A 22953-nucleotide genomic window follows, 5' to 3' on the forward strand; every position below is an offset into this window, starting at 1 on the left:
CACACAGAATTCTGGATGCTTCCGTGTTACCAAACGTAAGGGTCAGACCCGGAGGAAGGCCATGCCGAACCGGCCGCAGGCGTGCGGGTGGCCCTCGGGCCCTCCGGATTTGCGTCAGAGGCTTCGGATGCCCCTCGGGCACCACCGATGCGATCCTGCCGCAATACCAGCGACACCCCCAGCAGGCTCAGCAATGCCATCAGGCGTTCGGCACTCATCCGGTGGGCGTTGCGCTCCAGGCTGGAGAAGGTCTGTTGGGTCACGCCCAGGCGACGGGCGGCTTCGGCCTGTGTCAGCCCGGCGGCCTTGCGAAAGCCCTGCAGCAGCATGGGGAGCTGTTCGGGAATCTGGACGCGGATGTCCTGAGGAAGGGGGCGATCAGGCATGTACAGGCCCTAGGCTGTATTTTGACAATACATAGTATAGCCTGTATTTTCGTCATACAGCCTATGAACTGTATCGGTCAGCCCCTATCGCCCCGCACCTGCACGGCCCTCATCCCCCACCCGCACCCGCGCCAGCAGTACCTGCAGCGGGTGGCGCAGCTGGCGGTGGGCCATGCGCTTGACCTGGCTGCGGCAGGAATAGCCGGTGGCCAGGGCCTCGCCGGCTGTCTCGGCGGGGCGGTCCACCTGGGCCTGCCACGATTGCGAGTAGATGAGGCGCGAGGTGGCCAGGTTGCGGGCCTCGTGGCCATAGGTGCCGGCCATGCCGCAGCAGCCGGTGGCCTGCACCTGCAGCGTCAGACCGAAGTGGCGGAACACCTTCACCCACTGGCCGTTGCTGTCGGGCTGGTTGGTCTTCTCGGTACAGTGGGCCAGCAGACGATAGGTCTCCGGGAAGCCGATGTTCTGGCGGGTATCACCGTTCGAGCTGGCGGCATCGGTGGCTGTCGTGGCGGAGGGGGACAGAACCTCCGCCAGCTTCCGTGCCGCCGGTCCTTCTGCCAGCGCCTGCAGCAGCCATTCCTGCGGCAGCAGTACCCGGGGCAGGTTCTGGATGCCCTCGATCTTGGCGTACTCCTGCCGGAACACCAGCGTCATGGCCGGGTCCAGCCCCACCAGCGGGATGTCGAACCGGGCCAGCGCCTGCAGGGCGCGGATGTGGCGACGTGCCACGCGCTCGAAGGCGGGCAGGAAGCCCTGCACCTGCAGCGGCTTTCCGTTGGCGTGCAGCGGTGCCAGCCAGACGCGCAGGCCCAGTCGTGCGGCCAGCTCGATGAAATCCGCCAGTTGTTCGGTCTCGAAATACCGGGTGAAACTGTCCTGCACCAGAATGACGCTGCGCGCACGCTCCTCGGCAGAGAGTGCAGCCAGTGCGGCCGGCGTGGCGGTGGCCACCTGCCATCGCTGCAGCACGGGCTGGAGTGCCATGCGGTTGATGAGCGGGCTGTCCACCATGCCCACGTGCTTTTCCATCATGCGCTGCACCCAGCCGTTGCCCATGATGCCGTTGTAGAGCCACGGCACGTGGGCAAACCACGGCATGGAGAATTCCAGCGAGCCGATGAGGTAATGGCGCAGCGGGCGCAGGTAGCGCTGGTGGTAGAGCTGCAGGAAGCGCGCGCGGAAATCCGGCACGTTCACCTTGATGGGACATTGCCCGGCGCAGGCCTTGCAGGACAGGCAGCCGGCCATGGCCTCGTACACCTCGTGCGAGAAGTCCGGCGCCTGCTGCCGTGCGGCGCGGGTATTGCGCCAGCGCTGCCAGAAGCTGCGGAAGAACCCCGGTGGATTGCGCGACAGTTCCAGTACGTCCACACCAGCATTGCCCTGCAGGCGCAGCCATTCGCGCATCAGCGAGGCACGACCCTTGGGCGAGTGCTGGCGCTCGCGGGTGGCTTTCCACGACGGGCACATGGCGTCGTCGGGATCATAGTTGTAGCAGGCGCCGTTGCCGTTGCAGTGCATGGCGGCGCCATAGCTCTGCCAGACGCGCTCGTCGATCTGCCGGTCGTGCTCGCCACGTGTGGGCACGCCATCGACCTTCATCAGCTGAGCCTGGCTCTGCCACGGTGTGGCAATCTTGCCCGGGTTGATCTGGTTGTGCGGGTCGAAGGCGGCCTTGAGCTTCTGCAGCGACGGATACAGCTCACCGAAATACGCCTCGGCATATTCCGAGCGCACGCCCTTGCCGTGCTCGCCCCACAGCAGGCCGCCGTAGCGCTGCGCAAGGGCTGCCACCGCATCGCTGATCGGGCGCACCAGTGCCGCGTACTTCGGGTCCTTCATGTCCAGCGCCGGGCGCACGTGCAGCACGCCGGCGTCCACGTGGCCGAACATGCCGTATTGCAGGCCGTGACTGTCCAGCAGTGCGCGGAACTCGGCAATGTATTCCGCCAGGTTCTCGGGCGGGACGGCCGTGTCTTCCACGAAGGGCTGCGGCCGGGCCTCGCCCTGCACGTTGCCCAGCAGACCCACCGCACGCTTGCGCATGGCATAGACGCGCTTGACGGCGTCCGAACCCACCGCCAGTGTGTGGCCCAGACGGCGCACGGTGGTGTCGGTCTGCAGGTGATTCACGAAGCGCTGAACGCGCGCGTCCACCTCGGCCGGGTCATCGCCGCTGAATTCCACCAGGTTGATGCCCAGTGTCTGCTCGCCTTCCCGCTCCGGAAAGTATTCCGACACACTGTTCCAGACGAAATCGTTCATGGCCAGCAGCAGCACCTTGGAATCCACCGTCTCGATGGACAGGGGCTTCTGTGCGATCAATGCCCGGGCGTCGCGCAGCGCATCCATGAAGGCGGCGTAGCGCACGTTCACCAGCACCGAATACTTCGGGATGGGCAGCACGTTGAGCCGTGCCTCCACCACGAAGCCCAGCGAGCCCTCGGCGCCGCACAGCACGCTGTTGAGGTCAAAGCGGCCGTCAGGACGACGCAGGTGCGCCAGGTCATAGCCGGTCAGGCAGCGGTTGAGCTTCGGAAACTTCGCGCGGATGAGATCGGCCTGCTCGTCGGCAATGCGGCGGGCCGTGCGGTGCACCTTGCCGATGCGCCCGGACTGCGCACAGAGTGCTTCCAGTCCTGCATCGTCCACCGGCTGGCTGACGAAGCGCTCGCCGCCCAGCAGCACGTAGTCCAGCGCCAGCACGTGGTCGCGCGTCTTGCCGTAGGTGCAGCTTCCCTGGCCACTGGCGTCGGTGTTGATCATGCCGCCCAGCGTCGCCCGGTTGGAGGTGGACAGCTCGGGGGCGAAGAAGAGGCCGTGAGGGCGGAGCGCGGCGTTGAGCTGGTCCTTCACCACGCCGGCCTGCGCCCGCACCCAGCCTTCCTCGGCGTTGATCTCCAGGATGCGGTTCATGTGCCGCGACAGGTCCATCACCAGCCCGTGAGTGAGTGACTGGCCGTTGGTGCCGGTGCCGCCGCCGCGCGGTGCCAGCGCCACCGCCTGGTAGGCAGGCTGACCCAGCAGCGTGGCCACGCGCTGCACGTCCTCGGCGTCTTTCGGGAAGACGGCGGCCTGCGGTGCCAGCTGGTAGAGCGAGTTGTCGGTGGCGAACAGCGTGCGGGTGGCGTAGTCGTCCTGGATCTCGCCGGCAAAGCCGCTGGCGCGCAGGTCCGCCAGAAACTGTTGATAGAGGGCGGGCAGCTCGTCGGCGGGGCGGGGCAGGGCGGCGATGGACATGGAACGGGCGGGCAGATGGACCGGCGCCGGCGCGGGAGTGGCCGGGACAGCCCGAAAGTATCCGCACGAGTGCCCCGGTTGACAAGCGTGAGCCGGCCGTCGGGCTGGAAGGCAAAGGCGGAAAGGAAAAGGCAGAAAGGAAAAGGTGGAGCCGGCAAGACACGCAGCGCCCGTTTCCTGCTTCTTGAGCGGGCCATGGCCGCACTGGATACGCCGCAGGTTGAAACCGGCATGGGCGCAGGAGCCCATCAGGGCGTCGCATTTGCCGGAACCGTGCCCCTGTTGCGCATCGAAGGACTTTCGCTGCGCACGCCGGATGGTCGCCCGCTGCTGCAGGACGTGCAGCTGGAGGCAAGTGCAGGGGAGTGGGTGTTGCTCGACGGAGAGAGCGGTATTGGCAAGTCCACCCTGCTGCGTACCGTGGCCGGGTTGTGGCCCTGGTACGAAGGGAACTTTCGTCTGGACACGGCCCGGGTGCTGTTCGTGCCGCAGCGGCCCTATCTGCCGCAGGATTCACTGCGGGCCGTGCTCTGCTATCCGCAGTGGGGGCATGGGGATGACGACCGGCTGAAGGCGGCATTGGCCCAGGTGGGGCTGGCACGCCTGCAGGACAGCCTGGACCAGGTGCAGAACTGGGGGCGAGTGCTGTCGGGCGGCGAGCAGCAGCGCATCAGTCTGGCGCGGGTGCTGCTGGTGCGGCCGCAGGCGCTCTTTCTGGACGAGGCCACCGGGCAGCTGGATCCGCAGTCCGCAGCCGCCATGGTTCGGCTGCTTCAGCAGGCGCTGCCCGGGGCATTGTGTGTGGCCATCAGCCATCAGCCGGAAGTGAAGGCGCTGTTCACGCGCCGGGCTGTGCTGGCGGCTGCCGCCGATGCGCCGTAGAGGCTGTCGGCGGCGGGGCGGCAGCCAGGTCCACGTTGCAGTGCGCGCCGATGCTGGTCGGGCACTGTCGGGCGCTGGCCTCGATGATCCGCGCGCAGGTGAGCAGGTTGAGATCCTCGTGCCCGGACACGCTGACGGGGGGCTGGATGCGTGCCTGCCAGGCGGTCAGCACGGCATGGGCATGGGCCAGGCCCGGCGTGCTGCGCAGGATGCCCAGGTTCCGGCTCACCAGCGCCTGCAGGCCGCGACGGTCGAAAGGCGGCAGGACGGTACCGGATTCGTCGGCAACCCTGCTGGCGGGTAAGCACTGCGCGAAGGGGGCGGATCCATCCCGGTCGGCTGCTGTCGCGGTTGTTCCGCTGGGCTCGGAGGAAGCGTCCAGCGCCATGTCGTGCTTCGAGACCATCGTCATGGCCCGGATCATCGGATGGTGCCAGCGGGCGCCGTCCGCAATGGCCCGGGCGGCGTTGCGGCCCATCACCACGCACTCCAGCAGCGAGTTGCTGGCCAGCCGGTTGGCGCCATGCAGGCCGGTGCAGGCGGCTTCGCCCAGGCAGAAGAGGCTCTCCACCTGGGTGTGCCCGGCCGTGTCGCAGACGATGCCGCCGCAGGTGTAGTGCTGCACCGGGCCGACCGGAATCGGGCTGCGCGTGATGTCGATGCCGTGCGCCAGGCAATGTGCATGGATCGTGGGGAAGTGCTCCAGGATGAAGCTGCGCGGCCGATGGCTGATGTCCAGCCAGACGTGGGGGAGCGACTGCCTGCCGATCTCGGCGGCAATGGCGCGGGCCACGATGTCGCGGGGTGCCAGTTCGGCACGCTCGTCGTAGCGGGGCATGAAGCGCTCGCCGGCTTCATTGCGCAGTATGCCCCCCTCGCCGCGCACGGCCTCGGAGATCAGGAAGATCGGTTCCTGCCCGTCGGTATTGGACAGGCCGGCACCGATGTCCGTCAGGAAGCGGGAAGGTCCGGCATGCCCGGCGAAGCCGGTGGGGTGGAACTGCATGAAGGCCATGTTGGCAGCCGCGCAGCCGGCCCGGAAGGCCATGGCAATGCCGTCGCCGGTGCAGGCGGTCGGGGTGGTGGTGCGTGCATAGACCTGGCCGCAACCGCCGCTGGCCAGCACGACAGACGTGGCCAGCATCGGTTGCAGCTGCCCCTGGTGCAGCACGCGCACGCCCACGCAGCGATCCTCGTCGTCCTGCAGCAGGTCCACGGCCATGGTCTGTTCCAGCTGTCGGATGTTGGGGCGGCTGGCCACGGCGCGGTAGAGCGCCTGCATGATCGAGAGCCCGGTGTGGTCGGCCACGTGGGCGATGCGGCTGGCGCCATGCCCGCCTTCGCGCGTCAGGTGCAGGCTGCCGTTGTCCGCGCGGCTGAAGGGCACGCCCGTGGCGATCAGCCATTCGATGGCGGCCCGTCCCTGCGAGAGGATGGCGCGTACCGCGGCCTCGTCGCACAGCCCGGCACCGGCCACCAGCGTGTCGGCCACGTGGTCATCCAGTCGGTCAAGCCGGTCCAGCACGGCGGCGATGCCGCCCTGGGCACGACTGCTGGCGTTGTCATCCAGCCGGTACTTGCACAGCAGCGCGATGCGCAGGCTCTCCGGCAGCGAGAGCGCCAGTGTCAGCGCTGCCAGCCCGTTGCCCACGATGATCACGTCGTGGTCGGCATTCCGTGGTTTCATGCTGGTCCCATCCCGTTGAAGACATTGGCGGCTTGCTGGCGCTTGAGCTGTTCGGCAAAGTTCAGCATGCGTTCCAGCGGCTTGCGGGCGGCCTGGCCCAGTTCGCTGTCCAGCAGGATCTCGTTGTGGCCATGGCGCAGCGCCTCGTGGATGCCCACCAGGCCGTTCATGGCCATCCAGGGGCAGAAGGCGCAGCTCTTGCAGGTGCCGCCGTTACCGGCCGTGGGGGCCGCCAGGAAGGTCTTGTGAGGCGCCTGCTTGCGCATCTCGTGCTGGATGCCCTGGTCGGTGGCCACGATGAAGGTCTGTTCGGGGCGCTCCACCGCGGCCTTGAGCAGCTTGCTGGTGGAACCCACCACATCGGCCATCTCCACCACGCTGGCCGGTGACTCCGGATGCACCAGCACGATGGCATCCGGGTGTTCGGCCTTCAGCGCCAGCAGCTCCTCGGCCTTGAACTCGTCGTGCACGATGCACGAACCCTGCCACAGCAGCATGTCGGCGCCGGTCTGGCGACGGATGTAGTCGCCCAGGTGCCGGTCGGGTCCCCAGATGAGCTTTTCTCCCTGCGCCTTGAGGTGGGTGACGATCTCCAGCGCCACCGACGAGGTGACGACCCAGTCGGCACGCGCCTTCACGGCGGCGCTGGTGTTGGCATACACCACCACCGTCCGGTCCGGATGCTGGTCGCAGAAAGCCGAGAACTCGTCCTCGGGGCAGCCCAGGTCCAGCGAGCATTCCGCTTCCAGGTCCGGCATCAGCACCGTCTTGTCCGGGCAGAGGATCTTGGCGCTTTCGCCCATGAAGCGCACGCCGGCCACCACCAGCATCCGCGCCGGATGGGAGGCACCGAAGCGGGCCATCTCCAGCGAGTCACCCACGCAGCCGCCGGTTTCCAGGGCCAGATCCTGGATGTCGGGATCCACGTAGTAGTGGGCCACCAGCACGGCATTGCGTTCGTGCAGCAGGGCCGCAATGCGTTCTTTCAACGCCCTGGCCTCATCGGGGCCCAGGGCATCGGGCACCTTGGCCCAGGCCTGCCGGATGCTGCAGGCCGTGGTGGGGGCCTTCGCGTCGGGCAGGTCATAGTCGAAAACCCTGTGCAGGACTTCCATCATCGTCGGGATCCTCCTCGGTGGGGGCGGGGTTACGGGCTGTGCGGGACAGCAGGGCGGTTGAGGGTTGGTGGTGGGGGGCGGGAATGTCTGCAGGATGTCACTTTATGCTCAGTTTGAGCATAATTGGTCGGAACTCAGGAATCGACCGGAATTCATGCCGTGTCCGGACAGGTCACAACGGGGGAAGTGATGGTGCGATGCGCGCCGGACCTTCCGTTCCGGGGGCTTCATGCCGTGCTCCGCACACCAGACTCCTTGCATCGGAACCGGCGTGCAGGAAGGCATGGACTCGGGAACCTTCGGATCTGCGTCGTCACGCTTATGCTCAGTTTGAGCATAATAGGGGCGTGTCATTGTTCCTGTCAAACGATCACCCTTCCGGGCAGGTAGAATTTTCGTAACCCTCTCGGATTTCTGCTGGATGGATGCCTCTCTCGAACAGACCGGTGCGGCGCAAGGCATCGTCGAGCTGGTCACGGTGCTGGTTGCGGTGACGGACTTCAAGGCCCGTGTACTGACCGTGGGCAACGGCACCATGCTGCCGCAGGGGCCGCTGTCGCCCGTGCATCGCTCGCTGCAGTCGGGCGTGCGGCTGTGGGTGGCGCAGCAGACCGCGCAGCCCATGGGTTACGTGGAGCAGCTCTACACCTTCGTGGACACCCGGCGTCAGAACGACCAGGGGCTGCCGGTGCTGTACGTGAGCTACCTGGGACTGGTGAGCGAGGCCAACGAGACGGAGCTGAGCCCGGATGCGCGCTGGTTCGACTGGTACGACTATTTCCCGTGGGAAGACCTGCGTGATGGCCGGCGGGACTGGATTGCCCGCGTGATCCTGCCCCGGCTGGATGCCTGGGTGGAACAGGTCGATACCGCAGCCATGCGTGGGGAGCGCCGCAACCGGGTCGACCTGCTGTGGGGGCTGCCGCCCTGCGAGTGGTCGGAGGAGCGCACGTTGCAGCGCTACGAGCTGCTCTATGAAGCGGGTCTGGTGCCCGAATCGCTGCATCCGCAGGCGGACTTCGACATGGCGTTGACAGGCCGCGCCATGCAGCACGATCATCGCCGGGTGCTGGCCACGGCCGTGTCGCGGCTGCGCGCCAAGATCAAGTACCGGCCGGTCATCTTCGACCTGATGCCTGAGCGCTTCAGTCTGCTGCAGCTGCAGAAGAGTGTGGAAGCGCTAGTGGGCTGCGAGCTGCACAAACAGAATTTTCGTCGTCAGGTCCTGCATCAGGGACTGCTGAAGCCCGTCGACCAGAGCACGGCGACCTCACGCGGCCGTCCGGCCCGCCTGTATCGCTTTCACGAGAGCGTGCTGTCCGAAAGCCTCATCTCGGGGGGGCGATTGTCGTTCCTCAAGGGCTGAGCGGGCGTCGTGGCATCACACAGAATTAACCCACAAGGAGATCACAGGATGTCGTCGGAATCTGCATCGAACACGCGGCCCATGCCGGGCCTGGATACCGGAATTTCCGGGGGCGGCGCGCAGGGTACGGATGCGTCAACGTCCGGTCCGGCTGACCTTGGCGGCGTGCCATTCCCGTTGCCCGATGTTGTGCTGGAGCCCTTCGTGCGGCAGGCGCTGGCCGAGGACCTGGGGCGGCGTGGCGACATCACGTCGGCCGCCGTCATTCCACCGTCGGCCACGGCCTGTTTCGACGTGACCAGTCGTGAGCTGGGCGTGGTGGCCGGGCTGGATCTGGCCCGCCTGGCCTTTCACCTGTTCGATCCGGCCGTGACGTTCCAGGCCCGGGCGCAGGACGGACAGCGGGTACGGCCCGGGCAGGTACTGGCACGCGTGCAGGGGCCAGTGCGTTCGCTGCTGTCGGCTGAGCGCACGGCGCTGAATTTCATGACGCATCTGAGCGGCATCGCCACCCTGACGGCTGCTGCCGTGGCACAGACCGAGGGCACGGCCGCGCGCATCACCTGCACGCGCAAGACTCTGCCCGGGCTGCGGGTCCTGCAGAAATACGCGGTGCGCGCCGGCGGGGGCTGCAATCACCGCATGGGTCTGGATGACGCCATCCTGATCAAGGACAACCACCTGGTGCATTCCGGCAGCCTGGCGCAGACCCTGCGGCGTGCCCGGCAGGCGGCCGGACACCTCATTCCGCTGGAAGTGGAGGTGGACACGCTGGGTCAGCTGGAAGAGGCGCTGGACGCGGGCGCCGACCTGGTGCTGCTCGACAACATGGATGACGAGATGCTGGCGCAGGCCGTGGCAATGTGCCGTGGCAGGGCGCGCACCGAGGCATCCGGTGGCATCACCGTCGAGCGCATTCACCGCGTGGCGGCAACGGGTGTGGACTTCATTGCGCTGGGCTACCTGACCCACAGCAGCCGGTCGCTGGATATCGGGCTGGATGATCCGGTGAGCTGAAGCAGGCTGTCTGGCCGCCGGGCCGGGCGGGCGCGTGGTGTGCTGCCTGCCGCCCGGGCTGGGTACTGACGCTGGCGGCAGGACGCCGCCGCATGAGGGCTTTGCTGCTTACGGCGCTTCCTGCAGCGCCTGTGCGTGCCACGCAATGTGCTCGCCGATGAAGCTGGCGATGAAGTAGTAGCTGTGGTCGTAGCCGGGTTGCAGGCGCAGCTCGAGCGGGTGCTGGGCAGCGGCGCAGGCAGCCTCCAGCAGTTCGGGGCGTAGCTGCTCGTGCAGGAAGGTGTCCTCACCGCCCTGATCGATGAGAATGGGCGGGCGGACGCTGGTGCGGTCCTGGTCGGCGGCCAGCGCCTTGACCAGTTCCACGCTGTCCCAGGCCTTCCACGCCTGCGGATCGTTGCCCAGGTAGGCGCCCAGAACCTTCTGGCCCCAGGGAACCTGCGAGGGGGCCACAATGGGGGCGAAGGCCGAGACACGGCGGTAGCGCTCGGGATTGCGCAAGGCCACGACCAGCGCGCCATGCCCGCCCATCGAATGGCCAAAGACGCTGCGCACGTCGCTGGCCGGGAAGTGGGCTTCCACGAGGGCCGGCAGCTCGTCCACCACGTAGTCGTACATCCGGTAGTGGTCGGCCCAAGGCGCCTGGGTGGCGTTCACGTAGAAGCCGGCCCCCTGGCCCAGATCGTAGCCTTCGTCATCGGCCACGTCCTTGCCGCGCGGGCTGGTGTCGGGGGCCACCAGGATGAGGCCGTGCCGGGCGGCATGCTGCTGGGCACCGGCCTTGGTGATGAAGTTCTGTTCGGTGCAGGTCAGGCCCGAAAGCCAGTAGAGCACGGGGCATTTCTCGCCCGCCAGCGCCTGCGGCGGCAGGTAGACGCCCACGTTCATGAGCGTGCCGGTGGAGGAGGAGGGGTGCTGCCAGACTTCCTGGCGGCCGCCGAAGCAGGCGTGCTGTTCGATCTGTTTCATCGTTTCGTGTCCGTGGGGCCGGCTGAAGGCATGGCCCGGGCGCTGGCCGAAGGCACGACCCCGGGCTGAGCCGTCATGCCGGCCGGTTGTATCGGCCGGTCGTGACAGGAAGGGGGCTCAGTAATGCACCACGCTGCGGATTGACTTGCCTTCGTGCATCAGCGTGAAGGCATCGTTGATGTCGTCCAGCGGCATGGTGTGGGTCACGAAGGGGGCCAGGTCGATCTTGCCGTGCATGGCGTCTTCCACCATGCCGGGCAGCTGCGTGCGACCCTTCACGCCTCCGAAGGCGGTGCCCAGCCAGCGGCGGCCGGTGACCAGCTGGAAGGGGCGGGTGGAGATTTCCTGTCCTGCGCCGGCCACGCCGATGATCACCGACTGACCCCAGCCGCGGTGGGCCGCTTCCAGTGCAGCACGCATGACATTGACGTTGCCGATGCACTCGAAGGTGTGGTCCACGCCCCAGCCGGTCATCTCGATGAGCACCTGCTGGATGGGCTTGTCGTGGTCCTTCGGGTTCACGCAGTCGGTGGCGCCGAACTGCCGGGCCAGCGGGAACTTGTCGGGGTTGGTGTCGATGGCGATGATGCGCCCGGCCTTGGCCTGCCGTGCACCCTGGATGACGGCCAGGCCGATACCGCCCAGCCCGAAGACGGCCACCGAGTCACCGGCCTGTACCTTGGCGGTGTTGTGCACCGCGCCGATGCCGGTGGTGACGCCGCAGCCCAGCAGACAGACGTGTTCGGGGTTGGCCTGCGGATTGATCTTGGCCAGCGAGACCTCGGCCACCACGGTGTATTCGCTGAAGGTGGAGCAGCCCATGTAGTGGTAGAGCGGCTGGCCGTTGTACGAGAAGCGCGTGGTGCCGTCGGGCATCACGCCCTTGCCCTGGGTGGCGCGCACCGAGGTGCAGAGGTTGGTCTTGTTGCTCTTGCAGAACAGGCACTCGCCGCATTCGGCGGTGTAGAGCGGAATGACGTGATCGCCGGGCTTCACGGAGGTGACGCCTTCGCCCACGGCTTCCACGATGCCGGCGCCCTCATGGCCCAGCACGACGGGAAAGAGGCCTTCCGGATCGTCACCGGACAGGGTGAAGGCATCGGTATGACAGACCCCGGTATGGGTGATGCGCACCAGCACTTCGCCCTTGCGGGGCGGCTCGACATCGATCTCGACGATCTGCAGGGGTTGGCCGGCGGCAAAGGCGACGGCGGCACGGGACTTGATGGTCATGGCGGTGTCCTTGAAGAGGAGGGAGGATGTCGCAGTATGCCAGCCCGGGACGTTGCCTGCAGGCAGAGGGACGGCATGGTAGGGCGGCTGTGGGTCAGTGGGGCGGTGGGGCAGTTGAGCAGTGTGGACGCGGGACGCACGCGGGGTGTGGGGAGGGGACAGGCGCCTGTGGCCGATGAAAGAATCGGTCTGCCGGATGGGGGCAGGCCGAACCGTGATCAGGGGCCCCCAAATGAAACGCGCCGGGGCGACCCCTGGGGGCCGCGCCCGGCGCGTCATGGCTCAGTCTTGCGTCTTAATGCCGCGTCTTCGCCATCGGCTGATCAGCGCCGTCGGTGCCTTGCTGGCGGGGCCGTGCCGGAATGCCGCGCTTGCTGTCAAAGCTCAGCCCCGGCTGCCCCGGTTCGGTCTGCACGCTCACGTTCGCGCCCTGGGCCTGGCGCGCCTTGACCTGCTCGATGACGGTGGCGCTGCACGAGCCCTCGATGAAGTCGGCGCGGTGCAGCATGCCCTTCTTGGCATCGATGAAGAGGCTGTGTGCATCGCCCACGTTCTGGGCGCTGCTGGTCACGAGCCGGCTCTTGCGGGGCAGGGTGCGCGCATCGACCTTGAGCACGTGGGTGCGCGGGCGCAGACCGCAGTGGCTGTACTTGCCCTGTTCGTCGGAGACGATCCAGGTGCCGTTCTCCAGATACAGGCGCACGCCCGGGATGCCCAGCTCCTCGCGGTCCTTGACGCTGTTGCCGTTGCAGTCCACGTAGATCTGGCCAGCCAGGCAGGCCTCGTCGGAGAAGATGCCGCCGGTAACGCGCACCTTCCAGCGGGACTCGTTCGAGCACTGGCTGCGGCTTGCGCCATCACGGCCCAGACACTGCACGTGGGCGCGGTTGATGCCGTCACCCTGGGACGAGCCCACCCCGGCACGCAGCCGATAGGTGATCGTCACATCACTGTTGCTGGCACCCTGGCCGGCGGCCTGGGCGGTGCTGGCAGCGGCCACGCGATCCAGCGTGATGTGCAGCTCCCGATCGCCCTGCATCTGCACCTGGGTGGCGCGGGCGTTGGCGATGCGCACCGAGCCGGGCTCGAAGCGGAAACCGCGCGGCAGACGATCGACCACCTTCGGCGACAGGGCAGGGGCCTTGCCGTTGTTGCGGATGCGCAGCTGATAGGTGATGAGGTCCCCCATCTCGACCGAGCGGCTGGTGCTGGTCTTGTCGATGGAGAGCGTGGCGGCCAGCACCGGCTCGGGCGTGTCGAGGCAGGCCTGGGCCGAGAGGGGCTCGCCGCTGGCCTGTCCGCCCTGCTGGCGGGTGAGGGTGGCGGCGTTGAAGAGGCCGTGGCCCGAGCCGTCACCGGCTGCCCGGCAGCGGTCGTTGGCGGTGCTGCCCTCGAAGGGCACACGCACACGGAATGTCATGCGGTACACATCGGTGGCACCGATGGCCAGCGACTGCTGGGTGGCCAGCGGCCATTGCTGGCGAGCCTGTGCCGCACCCGCACCCGTGACAGCCGAAGGCGTCACGTTCAGGGCCTGGTCGTTGCGCAGGATGGTGGCGCTGACGATCTCCACGTCGCTGTCGAAGGCCGGGGCATCAATCAGGTCGTAGATGCCGGCGATGCCGCCCTCATGGCTGACGGTGAGGGTGTAGGCCACGTCATACTCGTTGGCGGTGCCGGCCACAAGGCGTGCATTGCCGTCGACGGCCTTGGCCAGCTTCAGCGAGGCGGGAATGTCCTTCAGTTCCAGCCGGCAGGTGACGTTCTGCTGGTTGGCCAGCGTCAGGGTGTTGCCCTGAAGCGAGCCGCCGTTGCAGACCCACTTGCCCGTCTGGTAGCCGGGCAGCGCCAGCGCCTGCAGCTCGTAGACACCCGGGCGCACCCCGGCCAGCGTCACGGGCCGGCTGCCGGTGATGCCCTGGATGCTGTCCGGGCCGCTGGCCGAGACCGCATGCTGGGCCGGCGTGGCCGTGCCGCCATGGCTGTTGCTGATGTCCAGCGCCAGCGTCAGGCTCACCGGCTGGTCCACGTGATGCACGCGGCAGGTGACATCGTCATGGCTTTGCAGCGAGAGCTTGCTGTTGGCCAGGTTCACCGCCTGGCCGCTGGCGTTCGTGCAGCTCCAGGTGCTGACCGAGTAGCCGGGCAGGGTGCTGGCCGCCAGCGTGTAGGCGCCGGCCGGCACTTCCACCTGGGTCACGGCGGGCTGGCCGCTGCGGCCATCCACGAGGATGCGGCCATCGGCCGAGAGCGGGAAGTCCTCGGCCTGGGCGGTGCCGCTCAGGACATTGGTGACGGTGTTGACGAGCGTGAGCCGAGCCGGTGCGCTGTCCTCGTAGACGATGGTGCAGACGGCGGCCTGGCCCTTTTGCAGGTTCAGGCTGCTGGCCAGACCAGCCTTGGCGGCCCCGTTGGCGATGCGGATGGCACGTGCTCCGTCGATGCTGCACTGCCAGTCACTGTGCCAGTAGCGAAGCAGGGCAGGGGCCGAGAGCGTCCAGTCCCCGGTCACGACATCGGCCTGGGTGACGGCGCTGCTGCCGCTGTTGCCCGAGACGGTGACCGTGCGGGAGGTAGCCTCTTCAAAGTGGCTGGCCGACAGCGGAACGCTCTCTGCCGTGGCCGTGCCGCCATGGCGGTTGTTGACCACGCTCACCAGTGTGAGGCGCGATTCCTTGGCCCGCGGCAGATCCTCGTAGGCCAGGGTGCAGGTGGCCTTCTGGTCGTAGTCCAGCGCCAGGGTGGCACCCGTGGTGGTCGTGGTCTGTGCAGCCGCACCGTGCCCGGTGGTGATGTCACAGCGCCAGTCGCCATGGCGGTAGTTGGGCAGCTCCGGTGCAGAAAGCGTCCAGGTGCCGGGCGCGACGTTGGCCTGGGAGATGGCAGCCTCACCCGTGACACCGTGGAGGGTGGGGTCGGTGTCCTTGTCGTGGTGTGCCGACAGGCGCACGTCATGCACGCCCAGCTTGCCCCCGTGGTTGTTGGTCACCTGACCCACCAGCGTGAGCTGCGGCTCGGCCCGGCCGGCATAGCGCACGGAACAGGTGGCCTCATCGCCCCAGGCGAGCGCGACGCTGGCGCCATCGACCGGGGCCTGGCCATTGACCACGCACTGCCAGTCGCTGACGGCGTAGCCCGCCAGGGCCGGGGAGGACAGGGCATAGGTGCCAGGCTCCACCTCGGTACGGGTGACCGGGGGGCTGCCGCTCGAGCCCTGGAGCGTGACGGCCGGGTTGCCCGGACCCTTGGCCGTCAGCGCGATCTCGCCCAGCTGGGCCTTGCCGCCATGGGTGTTGTCGATGCTGGCCTGCAGCGAGAGCCGGGGCTTCTGGCGTGCCTCGGTGAAGTCGTAGCCGGTGGCGTTCTGGTTGCCGCCCAGCGTGACGCTGGCGATGCTGCGGCCGTCGGTGGCGGGCTGGCCGCCCTGCGCACCGGCACGGGCTGCCCCCGGCAGGCTGTCTGCACTGTTGGCCGTGACGCGCGACAGTGCATAGGTGCCGCCGGGCACCCCGGCAAAGCGCACGAGCGCCGTGCCGCTGCAGTCGGCGCTGGCAAAGACCGTGTTGGCCGCGCCCATGGCAAAGCCGTACTCGCCCTGGGCATTGCTTCGGGTCGAGAGCGTGACGGCCCGTCCCTGGGCGTCCTGCCCCTGCAGGAGCACGCACTGGTTGGGCAGGGCGGCATCGTCATGGTTGAAGGTGCCGTCCTGGTGGCCGTCGATGTAGAGCCGGCCGGCCAGGCTGTTGAGGGCGATCGTGCGGATGCGCACGTTCAGGTCGGTGCCGGAATAGGTGTAGAGCAGGTGGCTGCTCGGATTGACGGGACGGGCACCGGCGTGGTTTGCAAAGATGTCGCCGGGCTGGGCGATGAGCGGATCGCTCGTCATCTTGACGCGGATCTCGTAGGGCTCGCCCGAGCCCAGACGCGTGAGCGTGGACTGGGTGCGGATGGCCGTGGTCTGGCCGATGTCGGCCGGGCAGCCGGCCTGGCCGAACTCGGCGGCCTGGCACCAGCGGGTGCTGCCGCCGGGCATGACGTTGCTGGCGTCACGCGCGTCGTTGTTGATCTCGGCAGGCGCACGGTTGGTGTAGTAGATGCGCATGCCCGGGTCGATGGTCGGGGGCTCGACGGCCTGCAGGTGGTAGGCGCCGGCATCGAAGCGCGAGGCCGGGTTGCGGCCGTTGAACGAGCGCGCGGTATCGGCCGTGCCATCGCCCACGAAGGGCAGGATGTCGATCACGTCGGGGATGTCGATCTGCCGCAGGGTCTGGCCCATCGCATAGAAGGCGATATCGTAATGGAAGGCCTCGCCCGGCTCGATCTCCTCTTTGGAGACGGTCTTTTGCAGCACGAAGCCCGGGGGCGTGTCGATGGTGACGGAGGCGTCGGCCGACTTGGCGCAGGCCTTGAAGCCGCCCGAGGCGGTGTCGAACTCGCAGTCCGGATCAGCATCAATGGCGCCGCCGCTGACCACGGCCTGGTTGCGCAGGGATGCGCCGTTGGGCAGTGTCAGCGCCAGCTTCGCACGGAAGGTGATGTCGGGCAGGTAGGCGCCGCCTTCCAGGTCGGTACCCACGTGCGGGGTGACGTTCGTGTAGGTCCAGGTCAGGCGGGTGAGACCCTGCGAGGGGGTGTCCTCTTCCACCCGGGGCTCGACGGGCTGGCCGCCCTGGCGGCTGCTGGTGGGCACATAGCGCATCCCGCGCGGCAGCACGTCGGTGACGGTGACGGTGCCGGGGTAGGGCGGCAGCACGGTGGCGTAGCGCGGGTGCAGCTGGAAGGTGAGTGTGGTGCCGGCCGCCACGGGCTGGGTGGCGTTGGACGGCTCGATGATCCTCTTGGCGATGCGGGTGGTGGTGCGCGCCTTCGTGACCTGCAGGTGGTCACGCAATTGGGCGTTCATGTCCCTCAGGGTGGCGGCATCCACGTTGTCGGCGTGAACCACGGCACGATTGCGGATGACGCTGCCCTCGGCGATCTCGGCACCCCTCTGGCGAAGCTGCGTGCTGGGGGTCTGGACGGTGATGCTCTCCGCCCAGGTCTTGCGCAGCTGTATTCCGTAGATGTGCAGGTAGGCGCTTTTGCCGCCGGGCAGGCTGTCCAGACTTCCCCGGACATAGGTGAGGCCACCGGCAGCCTCGGCCTGCGCAACGGTGTCATGCCAGGTGATGCCGGGGCCGTCACAGGTGTCCTGTGCGTACTCGGAGCTGCCCAGACCCGAGTTGTCGCGGAGCAGTGGGCCGATGGCGCTGTCAGTGCTGGCAAAGGAGGGGCCGGCGGCGCGAACGCCGTACTGGACGCGGGGATTGAGGCCCTGAGTATCGAGTTCAGCCCTGAAGTTCTGACCGGGATCGAAGGCGGTGCGGTCGATGATGTCGCACAGCGTCAGATTCCTGTAGGCCACGCTGCCCTGATTGTTGAAGCCCACCCGGCTCTTCACGTGCTGACCATGAGCCGCGTAGTCAATAATGGAATCTCCCGAATAGCCAGGGTCAGCTGCGGTCCCGGTGGGCAGGGGCAGGGTCAGATCAGGGCTGTAGACCTTGCTGGCATAGCCTTGCATCCGGTTGGTGATCTGGTACGTGAACGAATCATTGCTGGTACGACCATTGGTGGCCGCCTGCCCGCTGATGGAAGTGGCTTTGAATTCGCGCAGGGACAGCTGGTGCTGTACCGGGACTGCTGGTGGATACTCGGCCAGGTCGGTCCAGAACACAACGGCCTTGTTGGCCACCCAGTATTCGTCGGGTGGAATGGATTCGCCGCTGCGTTTCACCCTCGGGGTTCGGGTCAGCGTGGTGTCCACGCCAGTCAGGCGGATGCGGACGGTCTGGTTGTCCGGAAGCCCGTCGACAGTGGGTACGGTGGCGCAGTCGCCGCCGTTGGCGACGATCCAGTTGCTGGTGTTGCGTGCCCCCGTGTCGCCCACACGCTGGTGAACGTTGATGGCTTCACCGGCCAGAAGGCTGGGACGGCCCTCCCAGACACTGCCGCAGCCGTCGGCAAAGCTGCCGGTCGGCATGTTGTTCGGGGTCGTATTGTCTTTCGTGCGCCAGTTGTCCAGTCGCACCGACTGGGGATAGCCGCTGACATCCAGGGCGATTTCGATGGGCTTGGTGGGATCAAGCTGCTCGACGCCTTTTCTGCCGTTGCCGTTGGGGTTGCGGGCCAGGAGGCCCACCAGCATGCGGTGGTAGAAGCCGTCCTTGCCGTTCGGGCCCCCTTCACCCTGAAAACCGTAGGCCTTGGGGTTGCCGTTGTAACTGGTGTCGATCACCACATCGTAGGTGGGCGCTGCACTGATGGTCAGCGCCGGGGGCTGATTGGCAGCAGAAAGGCCGGCCTGTCCGACGGCACTCACTTTCAGGGTGGGGGCGGGCAGCTGGGTACCGTTGCGGTTCGACCCCAGAACCGTGGCGGTGAAGTTGCCGGAATTGGTGCCGGCCCCGGTGTAGTCGGGGACGGCGCAGATCATTTTCTGGCGATCGGCTGAAACGCTGGACTTGCCCTGCAGGCAGGTTGCGGGGGCGCTGGCAGGCCATTCGGCCATCGGTTTCCCATCGGCGCCACGGGGCAGCGTCATTTCAACCAGTACATCCTTCGTGCCGCCAGCATAGGAGATGGCAACCTGGTAGTTGATCTCGTCATGGGTGCGCACGATGCCATTCTTCGGGCCACTGTCCAGGCCCGGACCGTCGGTGGGGTCCCAGCCCGGAGTGCCGTCGGTGGTGAGCGTATATCCGACGTTCGTGATGGCGGCATGACCCGGCAACGACCATATCGCCAGGGCGGCCAGCAGGGCGGTGGCCAATGGCGACTTTCTGTGGGACGACGGATGGGCCGGAGTCTGCAGGTCGGGAAGGGCGCTCGGGGTGAGTGGCGTCATGGGATTCACCGAGAGAAAGCGGACATGGGCAGGCGCTCGCGCCGAGGCGCGAGGGTCCTGCCCATGCCGGGAACAGAGAGAAAGCCTGGGCGGCAGTCGTGGCTGCGTCGGGTCAGCGATCCAGTGTGTGGTTGACGCTCGGGTCGCTGCCGCGGAAGAGGCGTTCGTCGAACTTGAAGCGCAGGCGCAGATAGGCGCCGCGGCTGGTGTATTCCGATCCGGCCAGGTCGTAATCGCGGAAGCCGGCCCAGTTGTAGCCGCCCGACAGCCACAGGTTGGAGGTGAGCAGGTAGCCCAGTTCGGCGCCGAAGGCGTTCTGACTGCTGAGGTGAGGGCTCCACATCCGGTAGGCGAGGGCGCTGACATCCCAGCGTTCAGTCAGGCTGTAGGTGGCGCGGCCGCCGGCCAGCCAGGCGCGGAAGCGGCTGTCGCCACTGGAGAAGTGGTCGGTCTGGCGCTTGCCGGCCAGGCGCCCGGTCAGCCACCAGTTGCGGTCCGGATGCCAGTCGGAGACCAGGCTGGCAATGTGCTTCAGGTAGCCGTCGGACAGCGGCTGAGCGCTGGCGTCGGCCGCGGCCTGCAGCACCGGGTCACGCCGTCGCCAGTATTCGTAGCGGAACAGGGTGTTGACCCGGTTGGTGTCGGTGTCCCGATAGGCGAAGCCCAGCTGGAAGCGGTTCTCGTAGCGTTTGGCTGCGCTGCTGTCGAAGTCGTTCAGCAGATAGTAGTTGCGAACCAGGGCCGTCCAGTCACGATTGAGCTTGCGTGACAGGCTGATGGTCGACAGCCAGCTGTCATAGCCGGACAGGTACGGATCGGCCTGCGTCGTGGCGGTAGCGCCTGCGGCACGCTGGCCACCGGTGTGCCGCCATTCCAGTCGGTTGGCGATCTGCCAGCGCTCGTTGGGCTGCCACTGGATGCCGGTGGTGATGGCAGTGGCGCTGCGGTCGGTGCCGTCGAGGACCTTCAGGTGCTCGGCACCGGTCTGCAGCGACAGCCGGGGCGACAGGCGCCAGATGTTGCGGATACCGTTGGCCCACTGCGCCTGGCGGGCGCTGATGGCGTCATACATGCGGTATTCGCTGTAGAGGGTGCCATCTTCCATGTACTCGGTGTCCAGACCGAACACGAAGGCATCGCTGCGGTAGGGGCTGGCAACCTGGGCGCCGGTCTGCGGGTCGGTGACGGTGGCGCTGGTGGCCACGCTGGACAGGCCGGTGTTCCATTCGTAGCGACCAAACAGGCGCGTCTTCTCCTGCAGGCGGTAGCTGGTGCCCAGGGCGGCGCGCTTGTGTTCGTGGTGGTTCAGGTCCTGCTCCACCTCGGCGCCGATGCGCCAGCGGTCGGTGGCCAGGACCGACAGGCCCAGTTGAGCGGCGGTGTATTCCACCGGCACGCCGGCCAGACCCGTGCCCACGCTGCTGCCATGGCTGGTGCTCCAGCTGGCGCCGGTGTTGTAGAGCGTCTCGCCGCGGATGGGGTCCAGCGCCGTGTTGCTGCTGCCGTACATGCCGCCGCCGAAGCCCTGGTCGACGATGCCGATGCCATAGGGGGCCGTGAGGTTGCTGGCCGTGACCAGGCCATTCTGGCTGGTGTTGCCGGCCTGTTCATCGACGCGGTTGGCACCGACTTCCACGCGAACCCGGGGCGACAGGTCCAGTTGCACGCCGGCCTGGATCTGGGTCCGTTCCGCATCGGTCTGGCGGTCGGTGACGTAGTGGCCTCGGGTGTAGACGGCCACGCCAACCTGATGGCGGGATTCGTCCTTGGAGGCAGGGGAGGTGGCATCGGCAGGCGCTGGGTCGGTGCTTGCTGCAGCGCCGTCTGTCGTGTCCTGCGTCCGCGGTTGGGCCACAGCGTCGCGCAGCACGCGGCGGGCCTCGACGCCGGCCTGGCGCTGGCCGCCGGCAAAGGAGGAGGCCGGGTTGTTGAAGCCGATGTCGCTCTGGCCGTACCAGGCCCCGATGGCGCCCTTGTCGCCTTCGTAGCCGGCTTCGGCGCGCCAGGCGTTTCCGGCCACTTCACCGGCGTTCTGGTCGGGCGTCAGGTTGTAGCGGCGGCCGCTGACCGAATCGGCGCTGGAGCGGGTGCGGGCGATCTCGGCACGAACCCAGCCGTTCTCGCCCAGGGTGGCGCCCACGTTGGCGCTGCCCATCTCGAAGGGGGCCAGCGGGTTGCGGTCCTTCACCCAGGCAGCACCGATGTCGGTGCCCTCGGTGGGCTGGAACTGGCCGTTGGCGCCGTAGACCCAGTACTTGCGGCCACCCTGGTCCACCTCGTAGGTGATGCGCAGCGAGACCGGGTTCAGGTTCTCGTCCAGCGACGGTACGGGGCGGTTGAGCAGGATGCGGCCGCTGAAGGGCTCGAAGGTGTAGTCGATGAAGCGGGTAAGGGGCTTGGTCTCCAGGATGCGTGCCGGGGCGTGGCGGTCGCGCACCACCATCACCACCTGCTCGGTGCCCAGCACGGCGTTGGCGGCGTTGGTGACGGTGTAGGGGCCCGAGATGCCGCGGCCGGGGAATTCCTCGACGACCTGGCGCAGGCTGTCGTGGGCCGCAAAGCTGTCGAAGAAGCCTTTCTTGCCCTCGATGTGGCCACGGACGCCGGTCATGGCACGTTCATACTGGCCCAGGTCACGGTTCTGGAGGCGGGCGACCTTGCCCTGGCCGGCGCGCTCGGAGAAACCGCTGCCGGTGGTGATGTCACCATAGAGCAGGTAATTGCGGTCCTTGTCCAGGCGCACGTACAGGCGGCTGTTGCTCTGTGCGTCGAAGCCCACCAGCGAGCTGTCACCGTAGACGGGGTACCAGCGCTCGGGGTCCAGGTCGCGGAACAGGCGGTTGTTATCGGGGTGTTCGCTGTCGTAGGCCATGGTCAGCAGCATGTCGCCGCGGACCTTGCCTTTCAGGAAGAAGGCGCTCTGGGCGCCGGCCGTGCGCTTGCCGTTGCCGCTGCTGCGCGTCCAGTTCTGGATCTGGTCCTCGAAGCCGTCGCTGGGACGGGCCTCATCCAGACGCAGCGAACGGTCACGACGCAGCGAGATGACGCCCTCGACGAAGCCGGCGGCGATCATGTCGCGCAGTTCGGGCACGAAGTCGATCTGGCCTTCCACACGTACGGGGCCGGCCGAGACGCGCAGTTCCACGGTCTGCGGGGTAGGGGGGGCCAACAGAAGCACCTCGGCGTGGCCATTGGTCAGCGCCACGCGCATGCCGGGTTCCAGCGGGTTCAGATCAGCGGGAAAGAGGCCCTTCTCATCGCTCTTGGCTCCGGGCAACTGCAGGCGTCCGGCCGAGACTTCGACGTTGACGAAGCTCTCGCCGATGACGCCCTGGTTGTCGGCGTCGAAGGCGCGGATGCGCAGCTTCACGGGGCTCTGGCCATCGGCGGGCACGTTGTTTCGGTCCACCTCGACCGTGATGCGGGCGATGCCGTCCTTCAGCGGCTCGACCGGCACGATGTCCTGCATGATTCCGGCCGGTGCCGTGGGCAGGATGGCGCGCTGCAGGTCGGTGCGGTTGGATTCCAGCGTGGTGGCGTCCAGTGTGTCGGCCCAGCCATGGGGGGCGCCCAGTGCATAGACACCCAGCAGTGGCGCTGTCCAGCGCAGCGCGTGCCGCTTTGTGCGGGCTGTTTGCTTACGGGAACGCTTGACCTGTTTCTGATTGCCGCTCATCTGAGCCCTCTGTGTGCAGGGTGCAGGCCACGCCTGCCGTGTACCCGTCCTCCTGCGTGCAGAAAGCGCATCCATGGCGCTTTCCGGATCTGCAGGAACACGGGCGGTTGTCCGAACGTGAACCGCCTGCGAGAGCCGTTGAAACAGCATCGTTCATGTCAGGTAGTGAGGCTTGCAACTACCCAACATGCCGATGTCACGATCGCGTGATGGTGACAGATGAGTTTCCAGCCCTCGGCCAGCGGATTTTCATTGTGTCGGTTTTCTCTTGAGGGACCGAATTTTCGACGGCCGTTTTCAGCGTGAAAGGAACGCTTTTTTGGGGGCAATCGATCGATGGAAAACGAGGGGTGACGGAAGGTGGCAGGCATTCTGCCGGGGCTCTGTCTTTCAGGCTGTTTTGTTGCTCTGTGGCGGCATGTGTCATGCGGTGTCGTGCCTGGAATGAACGGCTTGTTTTTGGGGGTGAATGGCGCCTGTCTTTATCGAT

The 22953-nt window shown here is 67.2% G+C and carries 11 protein-coding genes; 3 read left to right on the plus strand and 8 right to left on the minus strand.

Annotated elements, in window-relative coordinates:
• Nucleotides 1-26 precede the first annotated feature (26 nt).
• Both EL249_RS13850 and ydiJ read right to left on the minus strand, forming a co-directional pair.
• Entirely contained in the window at nucleotides 27-386 is a 360-nt protein-coding gene (locus tag EL249_RS13850; RefSeq protein ID WP_005673925.1) for a helix-turn-helix transcriptional regulator, read from the minus strand.
• Between the two features lie 84 nt (nucleotides 387-470).
• Entirely contained in the window at nucleotides 471-3629 is a 3159-nt protein-coding gene (ydiJ, locus tag EL249_RS05130) for a D-2-hydroxyglutarate dehydrogenase YdiJ (protein ID WP_005673924.1), read from the minus strand.
• Nucleotides 3630-3824: 195 nt separating this feature from the next.
• On the opposite strand from ydiJ, the gene EL249_RS05135 reads away from it, so the two are divergent.
• On the plus strand, nucleotides 3825-4511 hold the full coding sequence (locus EL249_RS05135; protein WP_050781898.1) for an ATP-binding cassette domain-containing protein: 687 nt from the start codon (nucleotides 3825-3827) through the stop codon (nucleotides 4509-4511).
• Here EL249_RS05135 and nadB read toward each other — a convergent pair.
• Nucleotides 4468-6198, minus strand: a complete 1731-nt coding sequence (gene nadB, locus EL249_RS05140) for an L-aspartate oxidase (protein ID WP_005673922.1) — start codon at nucleotides 6196-6198, stop codon at nucleotides 4468-4470. The genes EL249_RS05135 and nadB overlap by 44 nt on opposite strands.
• Nucleotides 6195-7313 (minus strand): quinolinate synthase NadA, encoded by a 1119-nt coding sequence (gene nadA, locus EL249_RS05145; RefSeq protein WP_197721623.1) that lies wholly within the window; start codon nucleotides 7311-7313, stop codon nucleotides 6195-6197. Before nadA ends, nadB begins: the two co-directional genes overlap by 4 nt.
• Before the next feature lie 424 nt (nucleotides 7314-7737).
• On the opposite strand from nadA, the gene EL249_RS05150 reads away from it, so the two are divergent.
• The gene (locus EL249_RS05150) at nucleotides 7738-8682 is read left to right on the plus strand and encodes an NrtR DNA-binding winged helix domain-containing protein (protein WP_005673919.1); all 945 of its coding nucleotides are present in this window, start codon (nucleotides 7738-7740) and stop codon (nucleotides 8680-8682) included.
• A 102-nt stretch (nucleotides 8683-8784) separates the two neighbouring features.
• Nucleotides 8785-9699 (plus strand): carboxylating nicotinate-nucleotide diphosphorylase, encoded by a 915-nt coding sequence (nadC, locus tag EL249_RS05155; protein ID WP_411431048.1) that lies wholly within the window; start codon nucleotides 8785-8787, stop codon nucleotides 9697-9699.
• Between the two features lie 108 nt (nucleotides 9700-9807).
• Here nadC and fghA read toward each other — a convergent pair whose 3' ends face one another.
• The 4 genes from fghA to EL249_RS13145 all read right to left on the minus strand — a co-directional run bounded on the left by fghA (nucleotide 9808) and on the right by EL249_RS13145 (nucleotide 22463).
• Complete coding sequence (gene fghA, locus EL249_RS05160; protein WP_005673915.1) at nucleotides 9808-10668, minus strand: S-formylglutathione hydrolase; 861 nt, start codon at nucleotides 10666-10668, stop codon at nucleotides 9808-9810.
• 117 nt (nucleotides 10669-10785) lie between these two features.
• Complete coding sequence (locus tag EL249_RS05165) at nucleotides 10786-11895, minus strand: S-(hydroxymethyl)glutathione dehydrogenase/class III alcohol dehydrogenase (RefSeq protein ID WP_040531523.1); 1110 nt, start codon at nucleotides 11893-11895, stop codon at nucleotides 10786-10788.
• Nucleotides 11896-12196: 301 nt separating this feature from the next.
• Nucleotides 12197-18787 carry a DUF11 domain-containing protein gene (locus EL249_RS05170; protein WP_170169599.1) on the minus strand — a complete coding sequence of 2197 codons (6591 nt, stop codon included), beginning with the start codon at nucleotides 18785-18787 and terminating at the stop codon, nucleotides 12197-12199.
• Nucleotides 18788-18899: 112 nt separating this feature from the next.
• Nucleotides 18900-22463, minus strand: coding sequence for a TonB-dependent receptor (locus EL249_RS13145; protein WP_005673909.1), 3564 nt, complete (start codon nucleotides 22461-22463; stop codon nucleotides 18900-18902).
• Nucleotides 22464-22953: the final 490 nt, after the last annotated feature.

It is taken from the genome of Lautropia mirabilis (assembly GCF_900637555.1).
In the GTDB taxonomy this organism is placed as follows: Bacteria; Pseudomonadota; Gammaproteobacteria; order Burkholderiales; family Burkholderiaceae_E; genus Lautropia; species Lautropia mirabilis.